The organism is Dyadobacter luticola (assembly GCF_005860805.1).
Classification (GTDB): Bacteria; Bacteroidota; Bacteroidia; order Cytophagales; family Spirosomataceae; genus Dyadobacter; species Dyadobacter luticola.
The window spans coordinates 165,395-188,056 of record NZ_VCEJ01000005.1 but is presented as its reverse complement, the minus strand read 5'-3'; the positions used below and the strand labels follow the sequence as shown (position 1 = coordinate 188,056).

General features: G+C 47.8%; 20 protein-coding genes and 1 tRNA gene. 14 read left to right on the top strand and 7 right to left on the bottom strand.

Annotation, left to right across the window (positions count from 1 at the left end):
• Positions 1–14 precede the first annotated feature (14 nt).
• Genes FEN17_RS19815 through FEN17_RS19805 form a run of 3 tightly spaced genes read right to left on the bottom strand, consistent with a single transcriptional unit; the run spans position 15 to position 3,798 of the window.
• Positions 15–770 (bottom strand): GDSL-type esterase/lipase family protein, encoded by a 756-nt coding sequence (locus FEN17_RS19815; RefSeq protein WP_138367133.1) that lies wholly within the window; start codon positions 768–770, stop codon positions 15–17.
• Between the two features lie 11 nt (positions 771–781).
• Complete coding sequence (locus FEN17_RS19810; protein ID WP_138367132.1) at positions 782–1,309, bottom strand: YfiT family bacillithiol transferase; 528 nt, start codon at positions 1,307–1,309, stop codon at positions 782–784.
• Between the two features lie 2 nt (positions 1,310–1,311).
• Complete coding sequence (locus FEN17_RS19805) at positions 1,312–3,798, bottom strand: glycosyltransferase family protein (RefSeq protein WP_138367131.1); 2,487 nt, start codon at positions 3,796–3,798, stop codon at positions 1,312–1,314.
• Positions 3,799–4,119: 321 nt separating this feature from the next.
• Here FEN17_RS19805 and pfkA point away from each other — a divergent pair, with 321 nt between their 5' ends.
• Positions 4,120–5,094: a 6-phosphofructokinase gene (pfkA, locus tag FEN17_RS19800; RefSeq protein ID WP_138367130.1), complete on the top strand. Its 975-nt coding sequence runs from the start codon at positions 4,120–4,122 to the stop codon at positions 5,092–5,094.
• 8 nt (positions 5,095–5,102) lie between these two features.
• Here pfkA and FEN17_RS19795 read toward each other — a convergent pair whose 3' ends face one another.
• Entirely contained in the window at positions 5,103–5,873 is a 771-nt protein-coding gene (locus tag FEN17_RS19795) for a YdcF family protein (RefSeq protein WP_138367129.1), read from the bottom strand.
• A gap of 102 nt (positions 5,874–5,975) precedes the next feature.
• Between FEN17_RS19795 and FEN17_RS19790 the strand changes: the two genes are divergently transcribed.
• Positions 5,976–7,382, top strand: coding sequence for a TlpA family protein disulfide reductase (locus tag FEN17_RS19790; RefSeq protein WP_138367128.1), 1,407 nt, complete (start codon positions 5,976–5,978; stop codon positions 7,380–7,382).
• On the opposite strand, the gene FEN17_RS19785 is transcribed toward FEN17_RS19790, so the two are convergent.
• Positions 7,383–8,489 carry a lactonase family protein gene (locus FEN17_RS19785; protein ID WP_138367127.1) on the bottom strand — a complete coding sequence of 369 codons (1,107 nt, stop codon included), beginning with the start codon at positions 8,487–8,489 and terminating at the stop codon, positions 7,383–7,385.
• Positions 8,490–8,660: 171 nt separating this feature from the next.
• Between FEN17_RS19785 and FEN17_RS19780 the strand changes: the two genes are divergently transcribed.
• The 9 genes from FEN17_RS19780 to FEN17_RS19740 all read left to right on the top strand — a co-directional run bounded on the left by FEN17_RS19780 (position 8,661) and on the right by FEN17_RS19740 (position 17,450).
• Complete coding sequence (locus tag FEN17_RS19780) at positions 8,661–10,892, top strand: heavy metal translocating P-type ATPase (protein ID WP_138367126.1); 2,232 nt, start codon at positions 8,661–8,663, stop codon at positions 10,890–10,892.
• 114 nt (positions 10,893–11,006) lie between these two features.
• On the top strand, positions 11,007–11,216 hold the full coding sequence (locus FEN17_RS19775; RefSeq protein WP_138367125.1) for a heavy-metal-associated domain-containing protein: 210 nt from the start codon (positions 11,007–11,009) through the stop codon (positions 11,214–11,216).
• A gap of 17 nt (positions 11,217–11,233) precedes the next feature.
• Complete coding sequence (locus tag FEN17_RS19770) at positions 11,234–11,695, top strand: HYC_CC_PP family protein (protein ID WP_138367124.1); 462 nt, start codon at positions 11,234–11,236, stop codon at positions 11,693–11,695.
• Between the two features lie 76 nt (positions 11,696–11,771).
• Positions 11,772–13,997 carry a TonB-dependent receptor gene (locus FEN17_RS19765; RefSeq protein ID WP_138367123.1) on the top strand — a complete coding sequence of 742 codons (2,226 nt, stop codon included), beginning with the start codon at positions 11,772–11,774 and terminating at the stop codon, positions 13,995–13,997.
• Positions 13,998–14,021: 24 nt separating this feature from the next.
• On the top strand, positions 14,022–14,597 hold the full coding sequence (locus FEN17_RS19760) for a helix-turn-helix domain-containing protein (protein ID WP_138367122.1): 576 nt from the start codon (positions 14,022–14,024) through the stop codon (positions 14,595–14,597).
• Between the two features lie 13 nt (positions 14,598–14,610).
• Entirely contained in the window at positions 14,611–14,871 is a 261-nt protein-coding gene (locus tag FEN17_RS19755; RefSeq protein ID WP_229208906.1) for a heavy metal-binding domain-containing protein, read from the top strand.
• 21 nt (positions 14,872–14,892) lie between these two features.
• Positions 14,893–15,234, top strand: coding sequence for a heavy-metal-associated domain-containing protein (locus FEN17_RS19750; protein ID WP_138367120.1), 342 nt, complete (start codon positions 14,893–14,895; stop codon positions 15,232–15,234).
• Between the two features lie 20 nt (positions 15,235–15,254).
• Complete coding sequence (locus FEN17_RS19745; RefSeq protein WP_229208905.1) at positions 15,255–16,661, top strand: TonB-dependent receptor; 1,407 nt, start codon at positions 15,255–15,257, stop codon at positions 16,659–16,661.
• Between the two features lie 45 nt (positions 16,662–16,706).
• Complete coding sequence (locus FEN17_RS19740; protein WP_138367119.1) at positions 16,707–17,450, top strand: class I SAM-dependent methyltransferase; 744 nt, start codon at positions 16,707–16,709, stop codon at positions 17,448–17,450.
• A gap of 80 nt (positions 17,451–17,530) precedes the next feature.
• Here FEN17_RS19740 and FEN17_RS19735 read toward each other — a convergent pair whose 3' ends face one another.
• Complete coding sequence (locus FEN17_RS19735) at positions 17,531–18,913, bottom strand: MBL fold metallo-hydrolase (protein ID WP_138367118.1); 1,383 nt, start codon at positions 18,911–18,913, stop codon at positions 17,531–17,533.
• A gap of 35 nt (positions 18,914–18,948) precedes the next feature.
• Positions 18,949–20,334, bottom strand: a complete 1,386-nt coding sequence (locus FEN17_RS19730; RefSeq protein WP_138367117.1) for an MATE family efflux transporter — start codon at positions 20,332–20,334, stop codon at positions 18,949–18,951.
• A gap of 292 nt (positions 20,335–20,626) precedes the next feature.
• On the opposite strand from FEN17_RS19730, the gene hflX reads away from it, so the two are divergent.
• The 3 genes from hflX (at position 20,627) to FEN17_RS19715 (ending at position 22,650) form a co-directional block, all read left to right on the top strand.
• Positions 20,627–21,865 carry a GTPase HflX gene (gene hflX / locus FEN17_RS19725; protein ID WP_138367116.1) on the top strand — a complete coding sequence of 413 codons (1,239 nt, stop codon included), beginning with the start codon at positions 20,627–20,629 and terminating at the stop codon, positions 21,863–21,865.
• Between the two features lie 186 nt (positions 21,866–22,051).
• Positions 22,052–22,123, top strand: a tRNA-Arg gene (locus FEN17_RS19720).
• A 179-nt stretch (positions 22,124–22,302) separates the two neighbouring features.
• Positions 22,303–22,650 carry a PadR family transcriptional regulator gene (locus tag FEN17_RS19715; protein WP_138367115.1) on the top strand — a complete coding sequence of 116 codons (348 nt, stop codon included), beginning with the start codon at positions 22,303–22,305 and terminating at the stop codon, positions 22,648–22,650.
• Positions 22,651–22,662 lie beyond the last annotated feature (12 nt).

Below are 22,662 nucleotides of genomic sequence, written 5' to 3'. Positions count from 1 at the left end.
CGGAGCATATGATCCTACAAAACCCGCTTCGCAATCGCCTTCCCCCAATATTTCCCAAGTACCCCTACCCCTTCTTCATTCGGATGCAGATAAAACACACCAGCCTGCCCATTTTCTGGCTTGAAGAGTTCTTTTGCGTGTTTTTTGAAGTATTTAAATGCCTTGGTGTCGCCTTTGAACACTTGTCCGGGATTGAATTTGCTGTATTCGGAGATCAGGGCGTCGAGTTCGGGGATGTAGCTTTCTAGTCTGGCGAGGCCTTCGGCGAGGTATTTGGAGCGGTTGTAGGTGTTGGTACTGTACCAGATCGGGTGGTGGACAACTACCTTGCAGCTAGGATATTTGGTAAGCAGATCATTGATGATCGTCTGCACATTCTTCTTATAATTTTCTTTTGAAACCGGCGCACCGTTCGGGCCTTCGATGGCGCTGTCGTTGGTGCCAAGTTTGATGGAAAAAACCAGCTGATGGTCTTTTTTCTGGAAGAGACTGTCGGCTGCGCCGGAGATGAGCGGCGCGTATTTTCCGCTTCCGGGAAGCCAGTCAACGGTGGTGGAGCCGCTTCTGCCGATGTTGGCGAAGAGCACGTCGTCTACGCCTTTTTGTGCTTTGAGATAATTAACTGCATGCGTCGGTGGCGGAAGACCATTGTCGCCACCTTTGCCCTGAGTAATGCTGTTACCGATGAAAACGACCGATAATTTCTTTTGTGAAAAGACTTGTCCCGCGACCAAAAAGGCCAGAAGAAAAGCGAAGAAACATTTTTTCATACGACTGAACATTATTCAAGAAGCCCCAGTGCCAGCTCAATGTGCGCATAATGATGCTGCACGTGCCAGGCCGACATGGCGATGGCGTGTTTTTGAGAAAGCAGAATTTTGCGGACCGGGTGAAATTGGGCAATGTTCAGCTGCTCGGGCGTGAGGCCTTTGGCAAGATAAACGTACCGGTTTCCAACATTTTGGAAAATCTGCAAAGAATCCGCGATCGGCATCACCGAAGCGTCCGGGGTATGTGCCCAGCCGTCCATATTAATGAGCGCCACTTCCTTGTAATCCGGCTCGGTCAGCGCCTTTTTCATCCTGAAAAAATGCACCATGTGAATGTCCGCTACGTGATGGATCAGCTGGTGGACTGTCCAGCTGCCTTCGCGATAAGTTTTTTTCAGGTCCTCTTCCGAAATGTCCTGCACCAGGCTCTGGTAAGCCGCAGGTGCCGAATCTATAATAGAGATCAGGTCGGCGAGCTCTTCCGCCGTATAATTTTCCTGGTAGGCAAATGGCCCTATCGGATATCTTCTGTCTGTCATGTTCAGGCTTTTTTATTTTTAACTTCCACAAATATTGCCCCTGCAATCAGTCCCAGCAGCAAAATAGAACTTACCAAATCTACTTTACTTCCCGTCGCTACCGAAACCGGATCGAAACGGAATTTGATGGTATGTTTTCCGGCCGGGACGCGCAGGGCACGCAATACATAATTGGCGCGCAAAAGATCGGCAGGCTTGCCGTCGATCGTCACTTTCCACTCATTATGCACATTATAGTATATTTCTGAAAATACGGCCAGTCCATCAGCCTTCGAGCTGCTCTCGTACACCAGCTCGTTTGGTTTATAAGAAACCAGACTAATCTTATCCGTAGAATCCGGCTGCAATTTCAGTCCATTAAGCTTGTCGGCAAAACGTTGGTCGATTACTGCCGATTCCCGGAGTTTCAGCGAATCCAAAGCTTTCATTTCGGCATCCGCATTTGCTACTAATTCATAATGTTTCACAAACCAGGCATGGCCATAAGCCTGCGGATTGGGTTGCGCCACTTTATTTCCCTGCTGGTCGCCGGTGATGAAGTATTTGGTATTCAACATATTGATTACCTCAAAATTCGGCTTTTCGGTCATTAGCTGGTGCTCGAACAGTTCCTGGTACCGGCGCATTTTCGCACCGTGATAGCCGCCCAGCGATTTGTGAAAATAAGAGGCATCGGCGCTGTTAAAAGGGCCTTGTCTTGCGCTGGCGTCGTACACCCGAAAATCGGGATCGGTATCTGCCAGGATTTTTTCATCAGCCGCAGATGGCGTCGTATTCCCCTGGGCCACATAGTTGGTCACAAAATCTTCATTATTCAGGTACCTTTTATCAATGCCAAATAAATCAATGATGATGAGCACAAGCAGCACCGGATAAAATATCACCGGTTTTACACGGTCTTTCATCCACAGCCACAGCAACCCGGCGATCAGGAGTACGAAAATCAGCCCGCGGATGGCGTCGCCTTTCATCAGGTCTTCCCGGTCCTGAATAATTGAATTCAGTATCTGCTGAGCAAATTCTTTGTTTTCGGTTTGCTGCGCAAATTGCTCCAAGACCATCGGATCACTGGCGCCCCGGAAGCTGAAAAATACGGAAGGCATCAGCGCCATGAGCAAGGTAATACCGCCGGTGATGCCCAATGTGATCAAAAATGGCCGCTGGAATTGTTCCCAGGTAACTTTTTTCTGGATCAATGTGGAAAGTCCCATCACGCCCACCAGCACCATGAGCAGCTGCGCTAGGGATACCGTCATCGTCATCGCCCGGAATTTATTGAACATCGGGAAATAGTCGAAAAACAGGTAATTGATGCCTGCAAGACTTTTGCCCAGCGCCCACATGATATAGAGCAAGATCACTGCCACCGCCCAGTTCTTCACCGGACTTTTTACAATAAAAATACCGAGTATGAAAAGGAAAAAGACAATGATACTGATGTAGTTAGGCCCGCCCATGATTGGCTGGTCGCCCCAGTAGAGCGGCATTTGCTGTACAATGTTCTGCGCAGCATTCGGGTCGACGCCCCGGCTGGTGAATGTTTTATAGGTTTCGGAACTCGTGGAAAGTGGGCCGTAAGATGCTCCGCCATAAGCGTTTGGAATGATCAATGTCAGCAGTTCACCAAAACCAAAACTATATGTAAATGCATAATCCTTGCCCAACCCGTCGCCTTCCGCTACGGGTTGCGTTTTGTCTTTCGCCGTCAGCTCCGACTTACCGCGTATGGTTTCTTTGGTGTAATCATAAGCATTCCAAAGTCGGGTGGTGTGCGTGCCTACGGCGACTGTGGCCGCAAAAGCCAGCCCGGCCAAAACCAGCGTCAGTTCTTTCACCAACCCCTTTTTGATATAAGAAATACTCTCAATGATCACCAGCACCACAATGCCCAGGCCCAGATAATAAGTGATCTGCACGTGGTTGGCGTATAATTCGAGCGAAAGAAAAAGTCCAGTTAGCGCCGCACCGGCAAGCCAATGTTTACGGAAAGCGAGGATCACACCCGCGATCACGCCAGGCGCATACATGATGGCGATCACCTGCGAGACGTGCCCGGCTTCGAGGTTGATCACATTAAAGCCGGAAAATGCGAAAGCCACCGCCCCGATGGCTGCGAGCCAGATATTTGCCCCCAAAACCAGAAAGAGAATGTATGCGCTCACCATACCGATCAGGAAATAATTGGCTGGCGCGGGGAGAATTTTATTGATACCCTGACCGAGCTTGGTGGAAATGCTGGTTGGATAATCGGCGGCTACGAGGTAGGCAGGCATCCCGCCAAACATACTGTTGGTCCAGGACGACCATTCACCTGTTTTTTTATGATAATCGAGCACTTCGCGTGCTGCGTTTTTGGCTTGAATGTCGTCGGTGGCAACCAGTTTTTTTCCTTGTAAAACCGGCGAAACGTACATGAAGGAAAGGATTATGAAACCAATGACGGCAATGAGGTGGGGCCAGGCGCGTTGCCAGGAAAACAGATTTTTCATTTTAAGACTTTTAAGCTGCCAGGTAGGTTTAAGAGAAAAATAGCAGGTATAAACTAAGTGGTTAAAAATATGATTTTTTAAACATTACCTCCCGCGTCGAAATATTTTATGCGCATATTAAATTTCTATTAACCGGCGCAAATATATAAGTATTGGTATATGTTTGAGGCGTTAAAAACGATTCTTCTTTCCGCATTTTTTTAACATAATTAAGAATTTGGAGATATAATTTAAGGAAATACCCGATAAATTTGCGGAAATTGTGCCTTTAAGGTTTCAGTGCAATAACACAAAGCTAGCTTAGAAATAACCCGAAATTAAATGAAAAGAATTGGAGTTTTTACCTCAGGAGGGGACGCCCCTGGTATGAACGCTTGTATCAGGGCGGTCGTACGTGGAGCTGTCTACCATGGTATTGAAGTTTTTGGAATCAGAAGAGGATATAGTGGAATGATTGCCGGTGACGTATACAAAATGGAGTCGCACTCGGTGAGTAATATAGTGCAAAGAGGCGGTACCATTCTCAAATCTGCAAGAAGCAAGGAATTCATGACTCCCGAGGGGAGAAAAAAGGCATATAACAATCTGGTTGACTTGGGGATAGAAGGACTGGTGGCGATTGGCGGGAACGGAACATTCACCGGCGCGATGATTTTTGGTAACGAATATGGTATACCGACCGTAGGCGCACCGGGAACGATCGACAACGATTTGTACGGAACAGATTACACCATCGGATTTGATACCGCAGTAAATACCGCCCTTGACGCGATCGACAGGATCCGTGACACGGCCAGCTCGCATGACCGGATTTTCTTTATCGAAGTAATGGGCCGCGACTCGGGGTACATTGCTGTACAATCCGGAATTGCAGGAGGCGCTGAATTGGTAATGGTTCCCGAAGTTTTGACTCCGATCTCGGAAGTAGTTGAAACATTGAAACAGGGATGGAGCCGCTCCAAATCATCGTCTATCATTATCGTAGCAGAAGGCGACGAAGAAGGCAGCGCGCAGGAAGTAGCTGATAAAATCAAAGTACAGGTTGACGAAAATGCCGACATCCGGGTGACCACATTGGGACACACCCAGCGCGGCGGACCTCCTTCGGCGTATGACCGCATCCTGGCTAGCCGCCTGGGATTGGGCGCTTTGGAAGGCTTGATTGGCGGACATAAGAATGTGATGGCAGGGATTATCAATAACGACCTGGTTTACACACCTTTCGAAGACACGATCCGTCTGCCGAAACCTATAAATGAAGATTTATTGAGAATGGTGAAAATCCTGAGCGTGTAGTAGTTTGCTCAGCAAAAACCCATCATTTTATATACAATAAACCCGATCACCTCGTGCCACAGGGCACTAAAATCGGCCAGTGCACCAGGGTTCGGATGAAACGCATTCTTGAAGGTTAACGCATTGTAGCCTCCATAAAAGTCGGACGGGAAAGTATCTGTTTTGATACCAACTTTATCAAAACAACCCGCCGACCTTCTGATGTGGAAAGCAGAAGTGATCAGTAGATACCTGCCTCCCGGAAAATACTTTTTAATGATCTTCGCCGAAAACAAAGCATTCTCCCGCGTATTTCTGGCCTTTTCTTCAAAAACAATATCACTGGCCTTCACCCCCCACTTTACCAGTAGCTCGGCCGCCACTTTCGTCTCTCCCCGACCTTTTTTTAAATATTCCTGACTGGCTCCTGTGATCAGGATTTTTCTGATTTTTCCGGCTTTGTATAATTGAAATGTTTGCAGAACCCTGTCCCCGTGGGTTCCCAAAAAAGTCTGCTCGGCGTCGGGTTTGTTGGAAGCGATCAGGCCGCCGGATAATAAGATCCCCACGTCGTAAGTATTTTCCAGACTGTTAATATTAACAAGCCGCGGCTCCCACCAGTTGAACGCTTTTAAAACCAGGTAAGAATTGGAAATCAGCAGTAGGAGCACCAAAACCAGCGTAACAAGCTGCTTGCGTTTATGGTTGTCTTTGACCATCAGTGTGTAAGCCAGCAACAACAGGATAATGCTTAGTGGCATCACCAGAAAGTCAATGGCCTTGGAGAGAAAGTAAAACATTTAGATAAGAAGCTGACAGAAGTTGTCGTTTTGAAACTAATTTTGTGCCTTTGATTCTTGAAGTAATTAAATAAACGATTCATAAGCAAACCGCCTTACCCGATGAACAGATATACCCACACTTCCATTTTTGCGCTGATTTTCACTTTCATCATTTTTTCAAAAGCACATTCGCAAGGCTATCGTATCGAGGCTACGATCAAGGGAATCCGCGATTCGTCGCTGGTACTCGGACATTTCAGCCGCAGCAATGCGCAGTTTGTTCCGAAGGATACAGCGAAGGCTGACGCAAATGGTAAAATGGTTTTTGAGGGAAAAACGCCGCTTCCGGGTGGGTTGTACGTGATCCTTTTTCCAGGAAACCGGCGGTGGATCGAGGTGGTATATTCGGGCAAGGAGACCAACTTTTCGATGGAATCTGACACCGTAGATGCGATTAACCAAACCAAATTCACCGGCTCAAAGGAAAACGAACTCTTTTATGATTACCAGCGCGAGCTCAGGAAAGGCTCGGTGCAGCTGGAACAATTGAGCAAGGACAAAAGCCCGGAGGCGAAAGCAAAAATGAAGAGCATCCAGGACAGTTTCGCCGCATACCGCACCAAAATGCTGAAAGATAATGCCGACAGCTTTACGGTAAAGCTTTTGAAAATGTCGGCCGACCCGGATATCCCTGCTGCGCCAAAACTGGCGAATGGTAAAACGGATTCGATCTGGGTTTTCAATTACTACAAAGCACATTACTGGGACAATTTCGATTTCGCGGACGCCCGCATCGCCAATACGCCGTTTATAGAGCCTAAAATGGAGCGGTATTTCAAAAACCTGGTCGTGCAAACGCCTGATTCGCTGATTAAAGACGCGGACTATATGGTAAAAAAGGTTTCGGCTAATAAAGAAATCAAAAACTGGCTGGTATACTACATTACCAACCAATACGAAAACCCAAAAACCGTGGGTACGGAAGCAGTTTGGGTGCACATGGCCACCAAATATTACCTGTCGGGCGAAATGGACATTGCAGCGGAGACAAAAAAACGTGTCGCAGAAAAAGTGAATACCATGAAAGATCTCTTGGTAAACAAAACATTCCCAGCATTGACATTAACTGACCCGACCGGCAAAAAAGTGAGCGTGCAGACCATCCAGGGCAATTATACCATACTTTTCTTCTTCGCTCCAACCTGCGGACATTGTAAGGAAGCATCGCCTCAGCTCAAAGCATTCTACGATAAAAATAAGGCAAATGGCGTAAAGGTGATGACGATTTCGACCGAGCATAACATGGAGGAGTGGAAGTCGTTTATCAAAACTTACCACCTGGAAGAAATGACAAACGGCTTCGACGCCCTGCAACAGATTGATTTCAATAGAAAATTTGACGTTGTAACCACTCCTACCATTTACGTTCTGGATAAAAACAAAAAGATCATCGCCCGCAAAATGCCCGTAGAGCAGCTCGACGACTTTTTGAATTACTACCAAAACAAAATGGCCAGAAAGTTGTAGCTACAAAAACGCCACACAAATCGGCGCCTTAACCCCAATACTTTCTGCCTTAAAAGCAAATTTCCCGGTAGCCGCATCCACGTCATAAACGACCAGATTATCCGTCGATTGATTAGCTACAACCATATATTTCCCGCTTGGATCAATGTTAAAATCCCGCGGCGTGGAAATCGATTTAGTCTGCTGATCAATCATTTCCAGCTCACCATTGGGTAAAATTTTAAACCCGCTGATCGAGTTATGCCCCCGGTTTGAAACATAGACGAACTTGCCATTCGGATGCAAGTGAATGGCTGCGCTGGTATTGGTTGGCCCATTATAATCAGCCGGAATGGTCGGATAAGTTTTCACAGCAGTGATCACCCCGTTTTTTCCAATCGTGCAGGAAGTCAGCGACGCTTCGAGTTCATTAAGCAAAAACAACGATTTTCCGGAAGGATGAATGATGAGATGTCGCGGTCCGGCACCTGGTTTTCCTGAGAAAAATGGCTGCGCAGGATTCGGCGTCAACTTGCCGTTTTTCGCATCCAAAACATAATTCATCACTTTGTCACTGCCCAAATCGGTCACGTATACATACTTACCGTCAGGACTTGCCGTCGCAAAATGGGCGTGCGCTTTTTCCTGGCGTTTTTCATTCGGCCCTTTTCCGGTGTACTGTTCCTTGTAGGTTGCGGGCGCAATTTTTCCGTCGGCCTGCAAGGTATAAGCGGCAAATGCGCCCCCGCCATAATTCGAGACAAAAATCATTTTCCCGGAAGGATCCACCGAAACATGGCAAGGCCCCGTCCCCTCCGAAGGCTGGCTGTTGAGATAAGTCAGCTTTTTATCACCGCCAATTGAAAAAGCCGAGACCTTATTGTCGCTCGAAATTGCGTACAAATTCTTTTTGTTGGGAGCTACCGCCACGTACCCTGGCGCCATGCAATTGTTGAATGTGTCCACCAGCGTAATCTGCCCGGTGGAGAGATTGAGCTCGCAAAGCGAAATAGACGAACCAGCCCCTTTATCCCCCGTCCCGACGTAAAACGGGATGGTTTTGTCCTGAAAAGAAACCATAACTACGGAAAGAATGCACAATGCTGCCAGCAGCGATAGTTTTTTCATAATGTCAGTTGATAATGTTCTGTTACTTTCTGGAAAGGTCGGCAGGAAGGTTATTTAATGCTGTTTCGGCCAGAATATGCTCGGCGCGGCGAATCTTGCAATCCGCAGCCATAATTCTGTAATGCCTCCGGCGGCTTGCGGAGGTAACTTTGCAGGATAAATTTTGAAAAAATGCAATCGACTCTTGATAAATATAAAACCACAATACCGGTCACCGGCATGTCCTGCGCGGCGTGTGCCGTGAGCGTGGAATCCATGCTGAAACACTCGCCGGGTGTGATCGAGGCGGCGGTAAATTATGCCAACCAATCTGTGCAGGTAGACTTTGACCCAAAGGTTACTGACCTCCACAAAATGGACGAAGTGCTGCAAAGCATTGGTTACGGATTGATCGTCGAAGAAGACGAAACATTGGCGGCGCAGGAGCAGGAACAAATTCAGCGGGAACATTACGAGGCGCTTAAAAACAAGGTGATTTGGGCAGGGATACTTACTGTTCCGGTGGTGATCATCGGCATGTTTTTCATGAATTCTTTTCCTTATGTCAACCACATCATGCTGGTTTTGACATTACCCGTCCTGGCTATTTTTGGAAAAGATTTTTTTGTAAATGCCTGGAAACAAGCTAAAAACGGCAAAGCGAATATGGATACGCTGGTGGCGCTGAGTACTGGCGTCGCGTTTCTCTTCAGCACATTCAATACCTTTTTTCCTGCATTCTGGCACGCGCGCGGCTTGCATCCGCATGTTTATTTCGAAGCTTCGGCCGTCATTATTTTCTTTATTCTGTTGGGAAAACTGATGGAGGAGCGCGCCAAGACCAGCACGACGGACGCACTGAAAAAACTGATCGGCCTGCAACCGAAAACCGTCCGCGTTTTCAGAAATGGGCAGGAAAGTGAAATGGAAGTGAAGGAGGTGCAGCTGGGTGATGAAATCATCATTCGGGCCGGCGAGAAAATCCCGGTTGACGGAAAAGTCAAAAGCGGCAAATCCAATGTAGACGAAAGCCTGATGACCGGCGAGCCGATCCCGGCGGAAAAGAACGCGGGCGATGCAGTTTTTGCAGGGACGATCAACCAAAATGGCAGCTTTACATTCATCGCCGAGAAAGTAGGGAAGCATACCGTACTGGCGCAGATCATTCAAACCGTGCGCGAGGCACAGGGAAGTAAGGCACCGGTGCAGAAATTGGTCGATAAAATTGCCGGGATATTTGTGCCCGTGGTGATCAGCATTGCAGTTTTGACATTCATGATCTGGCTGATTTTTGGTGGTGAAAATGCCGTGACGCAGAGTTTGCTGGCCGCAGTTTCGGTGCTTGTGATTGCCTGTCCGTGTGCGCTGGGCCTCGCTACGCCTACCGCGATCATGGTCGGCGTGGGAAAAGGTGCGGAAAATAATATGCTGATCCGCGATGCCGAAAGTCTGGAAAAAGCTTATAAAGTAGATACCGTCGTGCTGGACAAAACCGGCACATTAACCGAAGGTCGCCCCCGGGTTACCGAATGGATCTGGACAGATGAAGCAACTGATTACGAGCGACATTTCGCTGCGATCCGCGCACTGGAATCCCGGTCGGAGCATCCGCTGGCGGGCGCAATTGTTAATTATATTTCGACTTCAAAACCCTTGAATGTTACTGATTTTGAATCCATTACAGCCAGTGGTATCCAGGGAAAGATAGACGGAGTTATTTATAAAATAGGCACTTATCGTTTTCTGGAAAATGCGCAGATCTTGATCAATGAAAATCTACAATCCAGGTTTAAAGAACTGAGCGCACAGGCAAAAACAGTCATCCTGATCGCAGCCGACAACAAATTAATCGCGCTTGCCGCGATTGCTGATCAGCTCAAACCCGGCTCGGCTGAGGCAGTATTGAAATTGAAAAAACAGGGAATTGAAGTGCATTTATTAACTGGGGATAATGCGCAAACTGCCGCTGCCGTCGCGCAAGAAGTTGGCATTCCATCGTTTCAGGCGGAAGTGAAGCCTGCGGGCAAGATGGATTTTATTAAAAAACTGCAAAGCGAGGGAAAAACCGTGGCGATGGTGGGTGACGGAATTAACGATTCGCAGGCGCTGGTTCAAGCTGACGTCAGCATTGCGATGGGGAAAGGCTCGGACATTGCCATGAATGTGGCCAAGATTACGCTGATTACCTCCGACTTGTTGGCATTGCCACGAGCATTGAATTTGTCCCGAAAAACCGTCAAAACTATTCGGCAGAACCTCTTCTGGGCATTTATTTACAACTTGATCGGCATTCCCGTGGCCGCTGGTATTCTGTATCCAATCAACGGATTTTTACTTGATCCGATGATCGCGGGCGGCGCGATGGCGCTGAGCTCAGTGTCGGTAGTAGCAAATAGTTTGCGGTTAAAAAGTGCGAAATTGTAATGTTGAACCAAAAACTCTGTAACTCATTTCCGGAATTCTGTAATATTCCTCCGGGTTTTGATGGCGATATTTGTAACCTAATTTAATTGCGGCGGCAAGCTGCATCTTTTAGCAATGGAAACTTTGAAGTTTAAGACCAATATCAAATGTAATGCCTGTGTGGCGACGGTAACGCCCTTTTTAAATGATGATAAGGCGATCGAAACTTGGCAGGTGGACTTGCTGAGCCCGCAGAGAACATTGGAAGTAGAGACCAGTCGCTCTGCAGATGAAATCGCCGGAATTTTGAAAAAGGCCGGATATCTGGCCGAAGAAATAGCCTGATCTTTTAACTTTGCATTATGGAAAACCGGTTTCACCAACTCATCACCGTCTCTATGGCGCTCCTGGTCCTGCTCAGCAGCACCGGATTTGCGTTTATCGAGCATGAGTGCATGTTCAGGGGGAAATCGGTCCAGTTTGCGCAGGAAAGCAAAGAGGCATCCGGCACTAAAAAAATGTCTTCCTGCTGCGCCAAAGCAAGAGAACTGAAAGAATCGAAAGGCACATTCTTCAAAAAAACCGCCTGCTGCAAGGAAAACCAGAAGTTTGAAAAGCTGGAAGTCGTGTCCTCCGGCGCACATTTCAATGCAGCATTCATCAAGGTTTTCGCCGATCTGATTCCCTGGTCTGTCAAATCCTACCAATTTATTAATGCCGAGTGGATACTGCCATCCGCCAGGTCACTTTCTCCCGGCATATCCTTCTCTTCCCGGTTTCATGGGAAAGGTATGCGCTGTTTTATCCAGTCCTACCTGATTTGATCTCATTGATTAACAGACACTTGAAGTAAATCACCCGATTTACTCCGGACTCTTTTTTCAATGAATCAAAAAAATCATGAAGCAGTACCTGACATGGGGATTTCTCATTTTGAGCTCCCTGTCACTTTCAGCGCAGCGCATTTCCGGGACCGTCAACGGGCAGGTAGCTGGCACCAAAGATCTTAAACCGATCACCGGCGCCAACATTTACTGGTCAGGCACCTCGCAGGCTACGGCTTCCGATTCGGCAGGGAAATTCAATATTCCAAGATCGGCGCAGTCCAATTTGCTGGTCATCAGCTTTGTAGGCTTTCGAAATGATACCGTGAAAATCGGCTCGGAAAGTGAACTACAAATCGTTTTACAAAACGATCAAACACTTGGTGAAGTGACAGTCCGGGGTAGTTCCAGCTCCATCGACCGGCTGAATCCGCACCAGACCGAGCTGATCACGACCCGCGCGCTAGCAAAAGCCGCCTGCTGCAACTTGTCCGAAAGTTTCGAAACCAATGCCTCCGTTTCCGTCTCGTATAGCGATGCCGTGACGGGCTCGAAGCAAATCCAAATGCTGGGATTGAGCGGCACGTACATTCAAACCAACACAGAAAATATCCCGGCGATCCGCGGCTTGGCATCCACATTCGGACTGAATTTTATTCCTGGAACCTGGATTCAATCCATCGATATTGGCAAAGGTGCGGGTTCGGTGGTGAATGGCTACGAGTCGATGACAGGGCAAATCAATGTGGAATTGCAGAAGCCGGATACGCGTGAAAAGTTATACTTGAATACGTATATAAACAATTTTGGCCGCGCGGAAGTGAACCTGAATCTCGCGCATCAGCTGAATAAAAAGTGGAGTACCGGCCTGCTCACGCACAGCAGTACATTGCGAAACCGGGTGGATAAAAATGGTGACGGATTTCTGGATATGCCGCTTTATACGCAGTTCAATGTGCTCAATCGCTGGAAATATCAGGGCGAAAAACTGATGGCGCAGTTTGGTGTAAAAGCCTTGCATGAAGACCGGCTCGGTGGACAAAAGGATTTTGTAAAAGAAATGAAAGGCTCCACCCAAGCTTATGGTTTTGGCGCGAATGTGAACCGATATGAGTTCTTCTCCAAAATCGCACGACTTTTTCCGGACCAGCCTTATAAGGGTTTAGGGTTTATTTTGAATGCCTCGCTGCATGATTCCAAATCCTATTTTGGACAAAATAACTACGATGGAAAGCAAAAAACGCTTTACGGAAACCTGATTTACCAATCGATTATCGGTAACACAAATCATTCCTATAAAGCCGGTTTGAGTTATTTGCTCGATAATTATGATGAACATTACCGGAACATTATACTCAAAAGAAACGAGTCGGTGCCGGGGGCATTTTTCGAATACACTTACAATGCGCTTGATAAATTTGTGCTCGTAGCGGGTGGCCGGGTCGATTTTCACAATTTGTACGGCACGCAGTGGACGCCGCGGCTGCATTTGAAATACAATCTGACCGACCAGACCACATTGCGGGCGTCGGCAGGAAAGGGTTTCAGGGTGGCTAATCCGCTGGCGGAATATTATGGTAACCTGGTCAGTTCAAGGACGGTTTTGTTCCGCGAAAGTATCCGGCCCGAGGTTTCCTGGAATTTCGGCGGGAGCCTGACCCAGGAATTTAACATTGGTGAAATGAAAGGTAACCTGATCGCGGATTTTTATCGGACAAACTTTGAGAATCAGCTGGTTGCAGATTTGGAAGACCCGCGTTACATTCAATTTTACAACTTGTCGGGCAAGGCTTATGCCAACAGTTTTCAGGTCGAGACGAACCTTACGCCTATCAAAAGATTTGAACTAAAACTGGCTTACCGGCTTTTTGATGTAAAACAAACATTGCGTAATAACCTGGACGAGAATGTGTTGCTGCCGAGAATGATGGTGAGCCGCGACCGGGTGCTTTTCAATGCCGGTTACGCCCTGCCCTACGATAAATGGAAGTTCGATTTCACGACGCAGTGGAACGGAAAACGCCGGATTCCGTACATGGGCACCGTCGCCGATCACCACGCGCCAGCCAGTTTGCCATCGACCATGTCGCCAGCTTTCTATAATTTCAATGCGCAGATCACACGGACTTTTCCAAAATGGGATGTGTACCTGGGTGGCGAAAACCTGGCAAACTTCAGGCAGAAAAACCCGATTATGGGTGCCAGCGAGCCATTTGGGCAACATTTCGATGCGGGGATGGCCTGGGGACCGGTGGTTGGGCGAATGATTTACGCCGGAATACGTTATAAAATTATCAGGTAACCCTAAGTCAAATCGGACCCGAAAATGAAGTTATATATTAAAAATATGGTGTGTGACCGCTGCAAAAAAGTGGTCCGCGAGGAGCTGGAAAATTTGGGAATTCAGCTGAAATCGGTGGAACTGGGTGAGGTAGAGACTGTGGAAGATATTGATTCGGAAAAATTGAAAGAAGTGAAACCTGCGCTGATTACCAATGGTTTCGAACTGCTGGATGACCGAAGACTTGCGCTTGTGGAGAACATTAAGACGCTGATCATTGAGGAGGTGCAGAACCTGAAAGGCAACAAGCCTGCCCAGATGAATTTTTCGGATTATCTGTCAGAAAAAATCGGTTACGAATATTCTTATCTCAGCAATTTGTTTTCGTCGGAGACCGGGCAGACGATCGAGCATTATATCATCGCCCAGAAAGTGGAAAAAGTAAAAGAGTGGCTGTCATACAACGAACTGACATTGAGCGAAATGGCCTGGCGGCTTTCATACAGCAGCACTGCGCATTTGAGTAACCAGTTCAAAAAAGTGACCGGGATGACGCCGGGAGATTTTAAGAAAAATAACATGTCCAGAAAAGCACTGGATAAGGTCGGCAGTTTTTCATAAACTTTATTTTATCATGTATAAAACCTTCAAAATGAACAAATTGGTTTTGGCTTCGCTCATGCTTTTCGCAGCGGCCTGCTCAGGAAACGGAGACAAATCGGAACAAAAGGCGGACTCTACCGTGACAACCACCGCAAGCGCGAAAAAATATGCCTGCCCGATGCATTGTGAGGGTGACAAAACTTACGCAGAAGCGGGAAAATGTCCGATTTGCAAGATGGAATTACAGGAACTAGCGATGACGGAAGGCGACTCTACCGGACATACACATTAACATAACTTAAAAATCAGTATCGTGAAAAATATCATCTTATCTCTTCTAGCTATTTTATTTATCGGTATGAGCAGCAGCTTTGCCGGTGACGATAAGGAAGTCAAAATCAAAACTTCGGCGATCTGCGAGATGTGTAAAGAGCGCATCGAACGTAACCTCGGCCTCTCAAAAGGTGTAAAGGAATCGAATCTGGATTTGAAAGATAAAGTCGTGACGGTTAAATACAACCCAAATAAAACGACTCCTGAGGCGATCAAGGCTACGATCATCAATACCGGCTACGATGCGAACGAGCTGATTGCCAATCAGAAAGCGCACGATAAACTGCCGGAATGTTGCAGGAAATCGGCGGCGAAGCATTAAAAAACAAATTACACTTCATCATGACATCATTTCTCCGGGCGGCCTTCGTGATCGCCCTTGCAACTGCATTCACCAAAGTTGCCGCGCAGCACGAGCATCATCCGGCACCTGCCAAAGATTCTGTCGATCATGAAATGCACCAAATGCCTCAAACAAAGGCAGCTGGTGAAGATATGCAGCACATGGATCACGGTAAAAGTCCTGCGCATACCGGCATGCACATGACGCATAGTTTTTCCCTAAGCCTTCCTATGACGCGAAACGGCTCAGGCACAGGCTGGCAGCCGGACGCGACGCCAATGTATGCTTATATGAAGCACGGCAAAAAGTGGAATTACATGCTGCATGGAAGTCTTTTTCTCCGATATACTTCGCAGAACTTCAATAACAAAAACCTGCTGGGAAGTTCTGCGAAAATCAGTGCGCCTAACTGGCTGATGGGCATGGCGCAAAGACAGGTCGGGAAAAATGGTTTGCTAAACATTCGGGCGATGGTTTCACTGGACAGGCTTACCGATGGCGGCGCGGGTTATCCCCTGTTGTTCCAATCCGGCGAGAGCTGGAAAGGCAGCCCGCTGGTCAATCGTCAGCACCCGCACGATCTGGTTTCTGAGCTGTCCGTCGCCTATACCCAAAGGATTAATGATCAAATAGACCTGACGGTTTATGCCGGTTACCCCGGCGAGCCTGCCCTGGGGCCGACCGCTTTTATGCATCGGATGTCGGCATTCAATAATCCGGATGCGGTTTTGGGACATCACTGGCAGGACGCAACCCACATTACTTTTGGCGTTGTGACTGCGGGCGTCAGATATGGAAAATTCAAGCTGGAAGGTTCATCTTTTACGGGTCGCGAGCCTGATGAAAACCGCTTTAATTTTGACAAAATGCGCTTTGATTCATACAGTTACCGCCTGCTGTTCAATCCTTCCGCCAACTGGGCGATGCAGGTTTCAAGGGGTTTTATCAAAAGTCCGGAGCGTTTGCGGCCTGATGAAAATGTGAACCGGACTACGGCTTCCGTGCAACATTCGGCACAGCTGGGTGGAAAAAATAAATGGATTTCCTCCACGCTTGCCTGGGGACTGAACAATTCAGGCGACCATCACAAGGAAAATTCGGTGCTGCTCGAATCCAATTTACAGCTTGACAAATGGTCAGTTTACGGCCGGTATGAGTGGGTCCAGAAAAGTGTTGAGGAACTGGGTCTCAGGTTTATAGACGTGATCGTTGAAGATCCGTTCCGGATATCCCAGTTTTCGCTGGGGTTGAACAGGCAGCTGCTAACATTCAAAAACACCATTTTACAGGCTGGCGGGCAGGTTGGGATTTACGCGATCGACGATCTCCTGAAATCCGAGTATGGCAAAACGCCGCTTTCCGGCCAGGTGTATCTGCGCATAACTCCGGGGCTGATGAAGATGTAGCGACGGGTTTTCACTATTTTTGCGGCTCATTTAACGCACCCGATTTTGGCCTGGTACCATTCTTATTTTAAAGGACTTCCGCAGCGCGCCTGGAAATTGCACCAGGATGAAGAGTACACGGATTATGAGGTTGATTTTCTGGCGGATGTGCTGGAAATCGGGGAAGGAAGCAAAGTCCTGGATGTTTTGTCGGGGTATGGGCGGCATGCGATCCCGCTTTCGGAGACTGGCTGTGCAGTGACCTGCATTGATATTTCGTCAGAATATTGTGAAGAACTGAGCAATGCTGCTGATTCAGAGAATCTGAACATTGATGTGATTTGCGCGGATATACTGGGTTATAACCTGCCGGAAAATGCTTTCGACGCGGCATATTGCTTTGGGAATAGTTTCAGTTTTTTTCCAAGGAAGGAGATGCAGCAGTTTATTAATCAAGTAGCAAATGCTTTAAAACCAGGCGGTTATTTCGCGATTCATACAGAAAATCTGGCGGAAAGTATCTTGCCCAACTTCCAGACGAGAAACTGGATGCCCGTAAAAGATGACATTACGTACCTCGCCGAAAACGATTACCGGCCGGAGGAAGGGTATATTGAAGCGGAGCAGACATTTATTTCGGGCAGTGAAAAAGTCACGCATCAGGTACGCCAGCACATTTACACGCTTTCCGAGATTACTTATATGTTCGAATGTGCAGGCTTGCAGGTGACGGGCACATTTGCAAACCTTGAAGCCGATCCTTTTTCGCTGGGCGACGAGCAGTTGTATTTGATTTCGAAGAAGTTATAGTCAGGGGTTATAGGTAAGCCTTCTGCCATAAAACTATCGCAGATCTGCGCGAGACTAGTTATCTTAAATATTTGCTAAACCTAAGAAACCGGCACCGCAGTCTTCGAAACAGCTCCAAATCCTCCGTCGATATTCACGACATCATCAATGCCGCGTGATTTTAGGATGGAGGCGGCGATCATGGAGCGGTAGCCGCCGGCGCATTGGATGTAGAGGGTTTTGTCTTTTGGAAATTCGGGCATCAGGTCGTTGATGTAGTCGAGGGGCAGGTTTTTGGCTCCTTGAATGTGACCGGTTTCGAATTCTGTGGCTTTTCGGACGTCGATGACTTCCAGTTGACCAGATTTGAATCTCTCTGCAAAAGCCTCTGCACTTACAGATTCGACCTGATCTATTTCTTTGCCAGCCTTTTCCCAGGTTTCGAAACCGCCATTTAAAAAACCGATCGTATGATCATAGCCGACGCGGGCGAGCCTTGTGATGACTTCTTCTTCTTTTCCGGGATCGGTAATAATCAGCAAGTTTTGTTTCAAATCCGGAATTAGCGCCCCGACCCACGGAGCGAAACTGCCATCCATGCCAATGTTGATAGAATTAGGAATAAAGCCTTTTGCAAAGTCTGAGGCCTTTCGCGTATCGAGCAGCAAAGCACCAGAATTATTGGCTTTCGCCTCAAATGCTTCCGCCGAGAGCGCCTGATCGCCGCGTTCCAGCACGTCGTCGATGCTTTCATAACCGTCGCGGTTCATTTTTACATTTTCGGGGAAATATTGCGGGGGCTCGGTCAAACCCTCGGTGACTTCTTTCACAAATTCTTCCTTGGTCATATCCGCTCGTAAAGCGTAATTGAAAAGCTTCTGATTACCCAGCGTATCGGAAGTTTCCTTACTCATATTTTTACCGCAGGCCGAGCCCGCACCGTGCGCCGGATAAACGATCACATTATCAGGCAGCGTCATAATTTTCGACCGTAAACTGTCATATAACATTCCAGCCAGGTCTTCCATTGTCAGGTCACATTTCTGTGCCAGATCAGGCCGGCCGACGTCGCCGATGAACAAAGTATCCCCGCTAAAAAGCGCATTCGGCTTACCATCGGAATCGACCAGCAGATAGCTCGTCGATTCCAATGTATGCCCCGGCGTATGCAGCGCCTTGATTTTAATATTTCCCAACTGAAATTCCTCGCCATCCGTAGCTATGTGCGCCTTAAAACCGGTTTTCGCATTCGGGCCGTAAATGATCTCCGCGCCGGTTTTTTCGGACAAATCCAAATGCCCGGACACAAAATCCGCATGAAAATGGGTTTCAAACACATACTTAATCTTCGCCCCGATCTTCGCCGCCTTCTGAATGTAAGGTTCCACCTCCCGCAAAGGATCAATCACCGCCGCCTCGCCTTCAGAAACAATAAAATAAGCCCCTTGCGCCAGGCAGCCGGTATAAATTTGTTCGATTTTCATGGTTGTAAAGTTAGAAAAGTTGAGGGAATTGCCTCTCACACCTTCACTGCCTTCCACCCGCCAGCCCTGAACCGCCAGATTCCCAGCAACGCCAGTGCCGATTCGGCAATCGGGACGGCGGCAAAAACGCCTATCGGGCCTAGTTCCAGTATTACTGCCAGTAAATATGCTGACGGAATCTGGATTGTCCAGAAACAGATCAGGTTCAGGACCGTCGGCGTTTTGGTATCTCCTGCACCATTCAGCGATTGGATCACCACCATCCCATAGGCGTAAAATCCATAACCCATGCACAGTACACGCAGCGCGGTTTTGCCGGTTTCGACCACTTTTGGAATGCTGCTAAACCAGCTGATAATACTTTCGGCGCCGATGAACATGAATACGGATAAGCCAAGCAGGAAAATCAAATTATAACTGGCACATTTCCAGACGGATGCTTCTGCTCTTTCCGGTTTTCCGGCGCCGAGGTTTTGTCCAACCAATGTTGCTGCGGCATTGGCTAATCCCCAGGCCGGCAGTAAGGTGAACATAATGACCCGGATGGCGATGGTGTAACCTGCCACGACATCGCTGCCGAAGCCTGACAAGATACGCGTCAGGAAAATCCAGCTCGCGGAGCCGATCAGGAATTGTACGGTCCCGCCGGTCGCTACCTTCACGATACTGCGGATGGTTTCGGAATCCGGGCGAAGATCTTCCCAAGCAAGCGCGAGCATTTTGTTTACTTTGGTCAAGGAAAACAACTGATAACCAACGCCTATCGAACGCCCGATGGCCGTGGCTACTGCCGCGCCCGTCACGCCCAGTTCAGGAAAAGGGCCTACGCCGAAAATCAGAAGCGGTCCCAAAACCATGTTGAAACCATTGGCGATCATCAGCGAACGCATGGCAGTAGCCGCCGATCCAGCACCACGCAATGCACCGCTCAGCGAGTAGAGTAAAACCACCACCGGACTGCTCAAAAACTGGATCCTTGCAAAGTTGGATCCGGTTTTAATCACACTGTCATCTGCACCCATCAACCTGAGAATGTCGCTGGCAAATGTTACGCCGATCACCGCGATGACGGACGAAATCAGAAGTGAGATCAAAATGACCTGACCGATCGCGGTCTTGGCCTGGGTGTGATTGCCCTCGCCGATCCGGCGGGCGACAGTTGCCGTAGCCGCAGTGCTCAAACCAATTGCTACTGAGTACATTAAGGTAATCACCGACTCGGTCAGCCCGACGGTCGCGACGGCTTCCGTACTTACTTTTGAAACAAAAAATATGTCGACAACCGCAAAGAGCGATTCCATGACCATTTCGAGGATCATGGGTACTGATAGTAAAAATATGGCACGATTGATGCTGCCTTCGGTAAAACTTTCTTCGGAACCGCGCACGGCCTGACGAAGCAGTGTAAACCACTTTTTCATGGGATATGATATTGAAAATTGTATAAAAGGAAATTGCGCAACCCGTAACTGGATTGCTAAAAAGGAACTAATAAGATGACCCGGAAGGTCGTCGGACTAAGCTTGTAGTCCGAGGTGAGAGAGCAGCATCGGCTTTTGAAATTTCCGCAAATATACAAAAGCAGTCTTTTAAGAATCAAACAAAAAAATGGTTTTATTAAAAGTAAATGTAATTTCACAAATTGGTGCGGTGAACTTTTGAGTTTTCTAAACCGTTGCCACTCTACCATTTTGGTACATTAACAAGCATTGCATGATTGATAAGAAAAAACTGTATTCTACCGCTGCGCAGCCTGAAAAAGCGGTTTTAGTGGCTGTAAGTACCCAAAAACAACCTATTGAAAAAACGAAGGAATACCTCGACGAGCTGGCATTCCTGGCGACTACGCTCGGCGTGGAAACGGTAAAAACATTTACCCAAAACCTTGAACGCGCCGATATACGCACTTATACCGGAAAAGGAAAACTGGACGAAATCCTGACATTCGTCACCGCCGAGCCGGTGGATATGATTATTTATGATGATGATCTTACGCCTTCGCAGGTGCGGAACCTGGAAGCAACATTTAAGGATATCAAGGTCATTGACCGGAGCTTGCTGATCCTGGCGATTTTCGCGATGCGGGCACAAACTGCGCAGGCGAAATTGCAGGTGGAGCTCGCGCAGTACCAATATATGTACCCTCGGTTGACGCGTTTATGGACGCACTTAAGTCGTCAGTCTGGTGCTGGCGTGGGGATGCGCGGACCGGGTGAGACGGAACTTGAAACGGATAGAAGGATCGTAAAAGACCGGATTGCTTTTTTGAAAGAGAAACTTGAAAAAGTTGATAAACAAAGCGTTACACGCCGGAAAGAGCGTGACCGGCTGGTGCGGGTGGCTATCGTCGGTTATACCAATGTAGGCAAATCGACCTTGATGCGCGGACTTTCAAAAGCGGATGTTTTTGCGGAAAACAAACTTTTCGCTACGGTGGATTCTACAGTGCGGAAGGTAAACATGGAAAACATTCCGTTTTTGCTGACCGATACTGTCGGGTTTATCCGGAAATTGCCGACTACATTGATTGAATCTTTCAAATCAACATTGGACGAGGTACGCGAGGCAGATATTCTGATGCACGTCGTAGATATTTCGCACGCGTCGTTTGAGGAGCACTTGGACGTGGTAAATAAAACTTTGGAGGAAATCGGTGCGGCAAATAAACCGACCATACTGGTTTTCAATAAGATTGATTTATACAAACCAGCATTCAATACCACAGACGACGAAGAGAACGAAGATCTTTCAACGCAGGAAAGCACATTGGATCAATTGAAAAAAAGCTACATCGCCGACAAAGCGGATCACGTGGTATTTATTTCGGCCGAGAAAAAGGAAAATATCGAAGAGCTGCGCAACACGCTGTTTTCGCTGGTGAAGGAAAAACATTTCTCTATCTATCCGAATTGGCTTGATCTGGGCTATACGGCAGTGCAAACCGAGGAATAGAGTTGTATTTCAGGCGATTTTTTGCCAGTTTTGCACCCCGATTCGACTGCGTAGTTCAACGGATAGAGCGGATCGCCGCCCGATAGGCGTTTCCTAAACTCTGGATATGGCCGGGGGCGCGTTCGACGGGGTGCCGGTGCGCTTCGATTCTCGTCGCGGTCACAATTAATTATGAATATCCTCTTAGACTGCGTAGTTCAACGGATAGAATAGGAGTTTCCTAAACTCTAGATATGGGTTCGATTCCCGTCGCGGTCACCTGAGCCAGGCTTAATGCCTGGCTTTTTTGTTTGCCTAACTCTCTCCTACCCGGACACGCATGTTCGCTTTTGAACGATCATTTTTACTAAAAACCCTCTAAAAATTCCAAAAATGAAGATTAACAATTTGGCAGGATTATTTTACATACGGAAATAGATGAAATAAATCTGCTTTTTATGAGACGGAGTGATCTTGGGGAATTTGAAGAACTTGTGCTGCTAGCAGTAGCGGCTATGGCACCGAAAGCTTACTCGGTGCTGATTGCGGAAGAGCTGGAAAAAGAGACGGGCTATCCGGTCAGTACGGGGGCAGTGCACGCGGCTTTGCAGCGCCTCGAACAAAAGGGATATCTCAGCTCTTACCTCGGCGAGGCGACCCAGGAGCGCGGCGGCCGGCGAAAGCGGCTTTTTACCATTACTACATTTGGCGGAAAGACATTGAATGAAGTCCGCATGCTGCGTAACAACCTGTGGGACCGCATTGAACCTGACACTCTAGCCAAAATCGGCCTTCATTTTTCCTGAACCATAACCTTC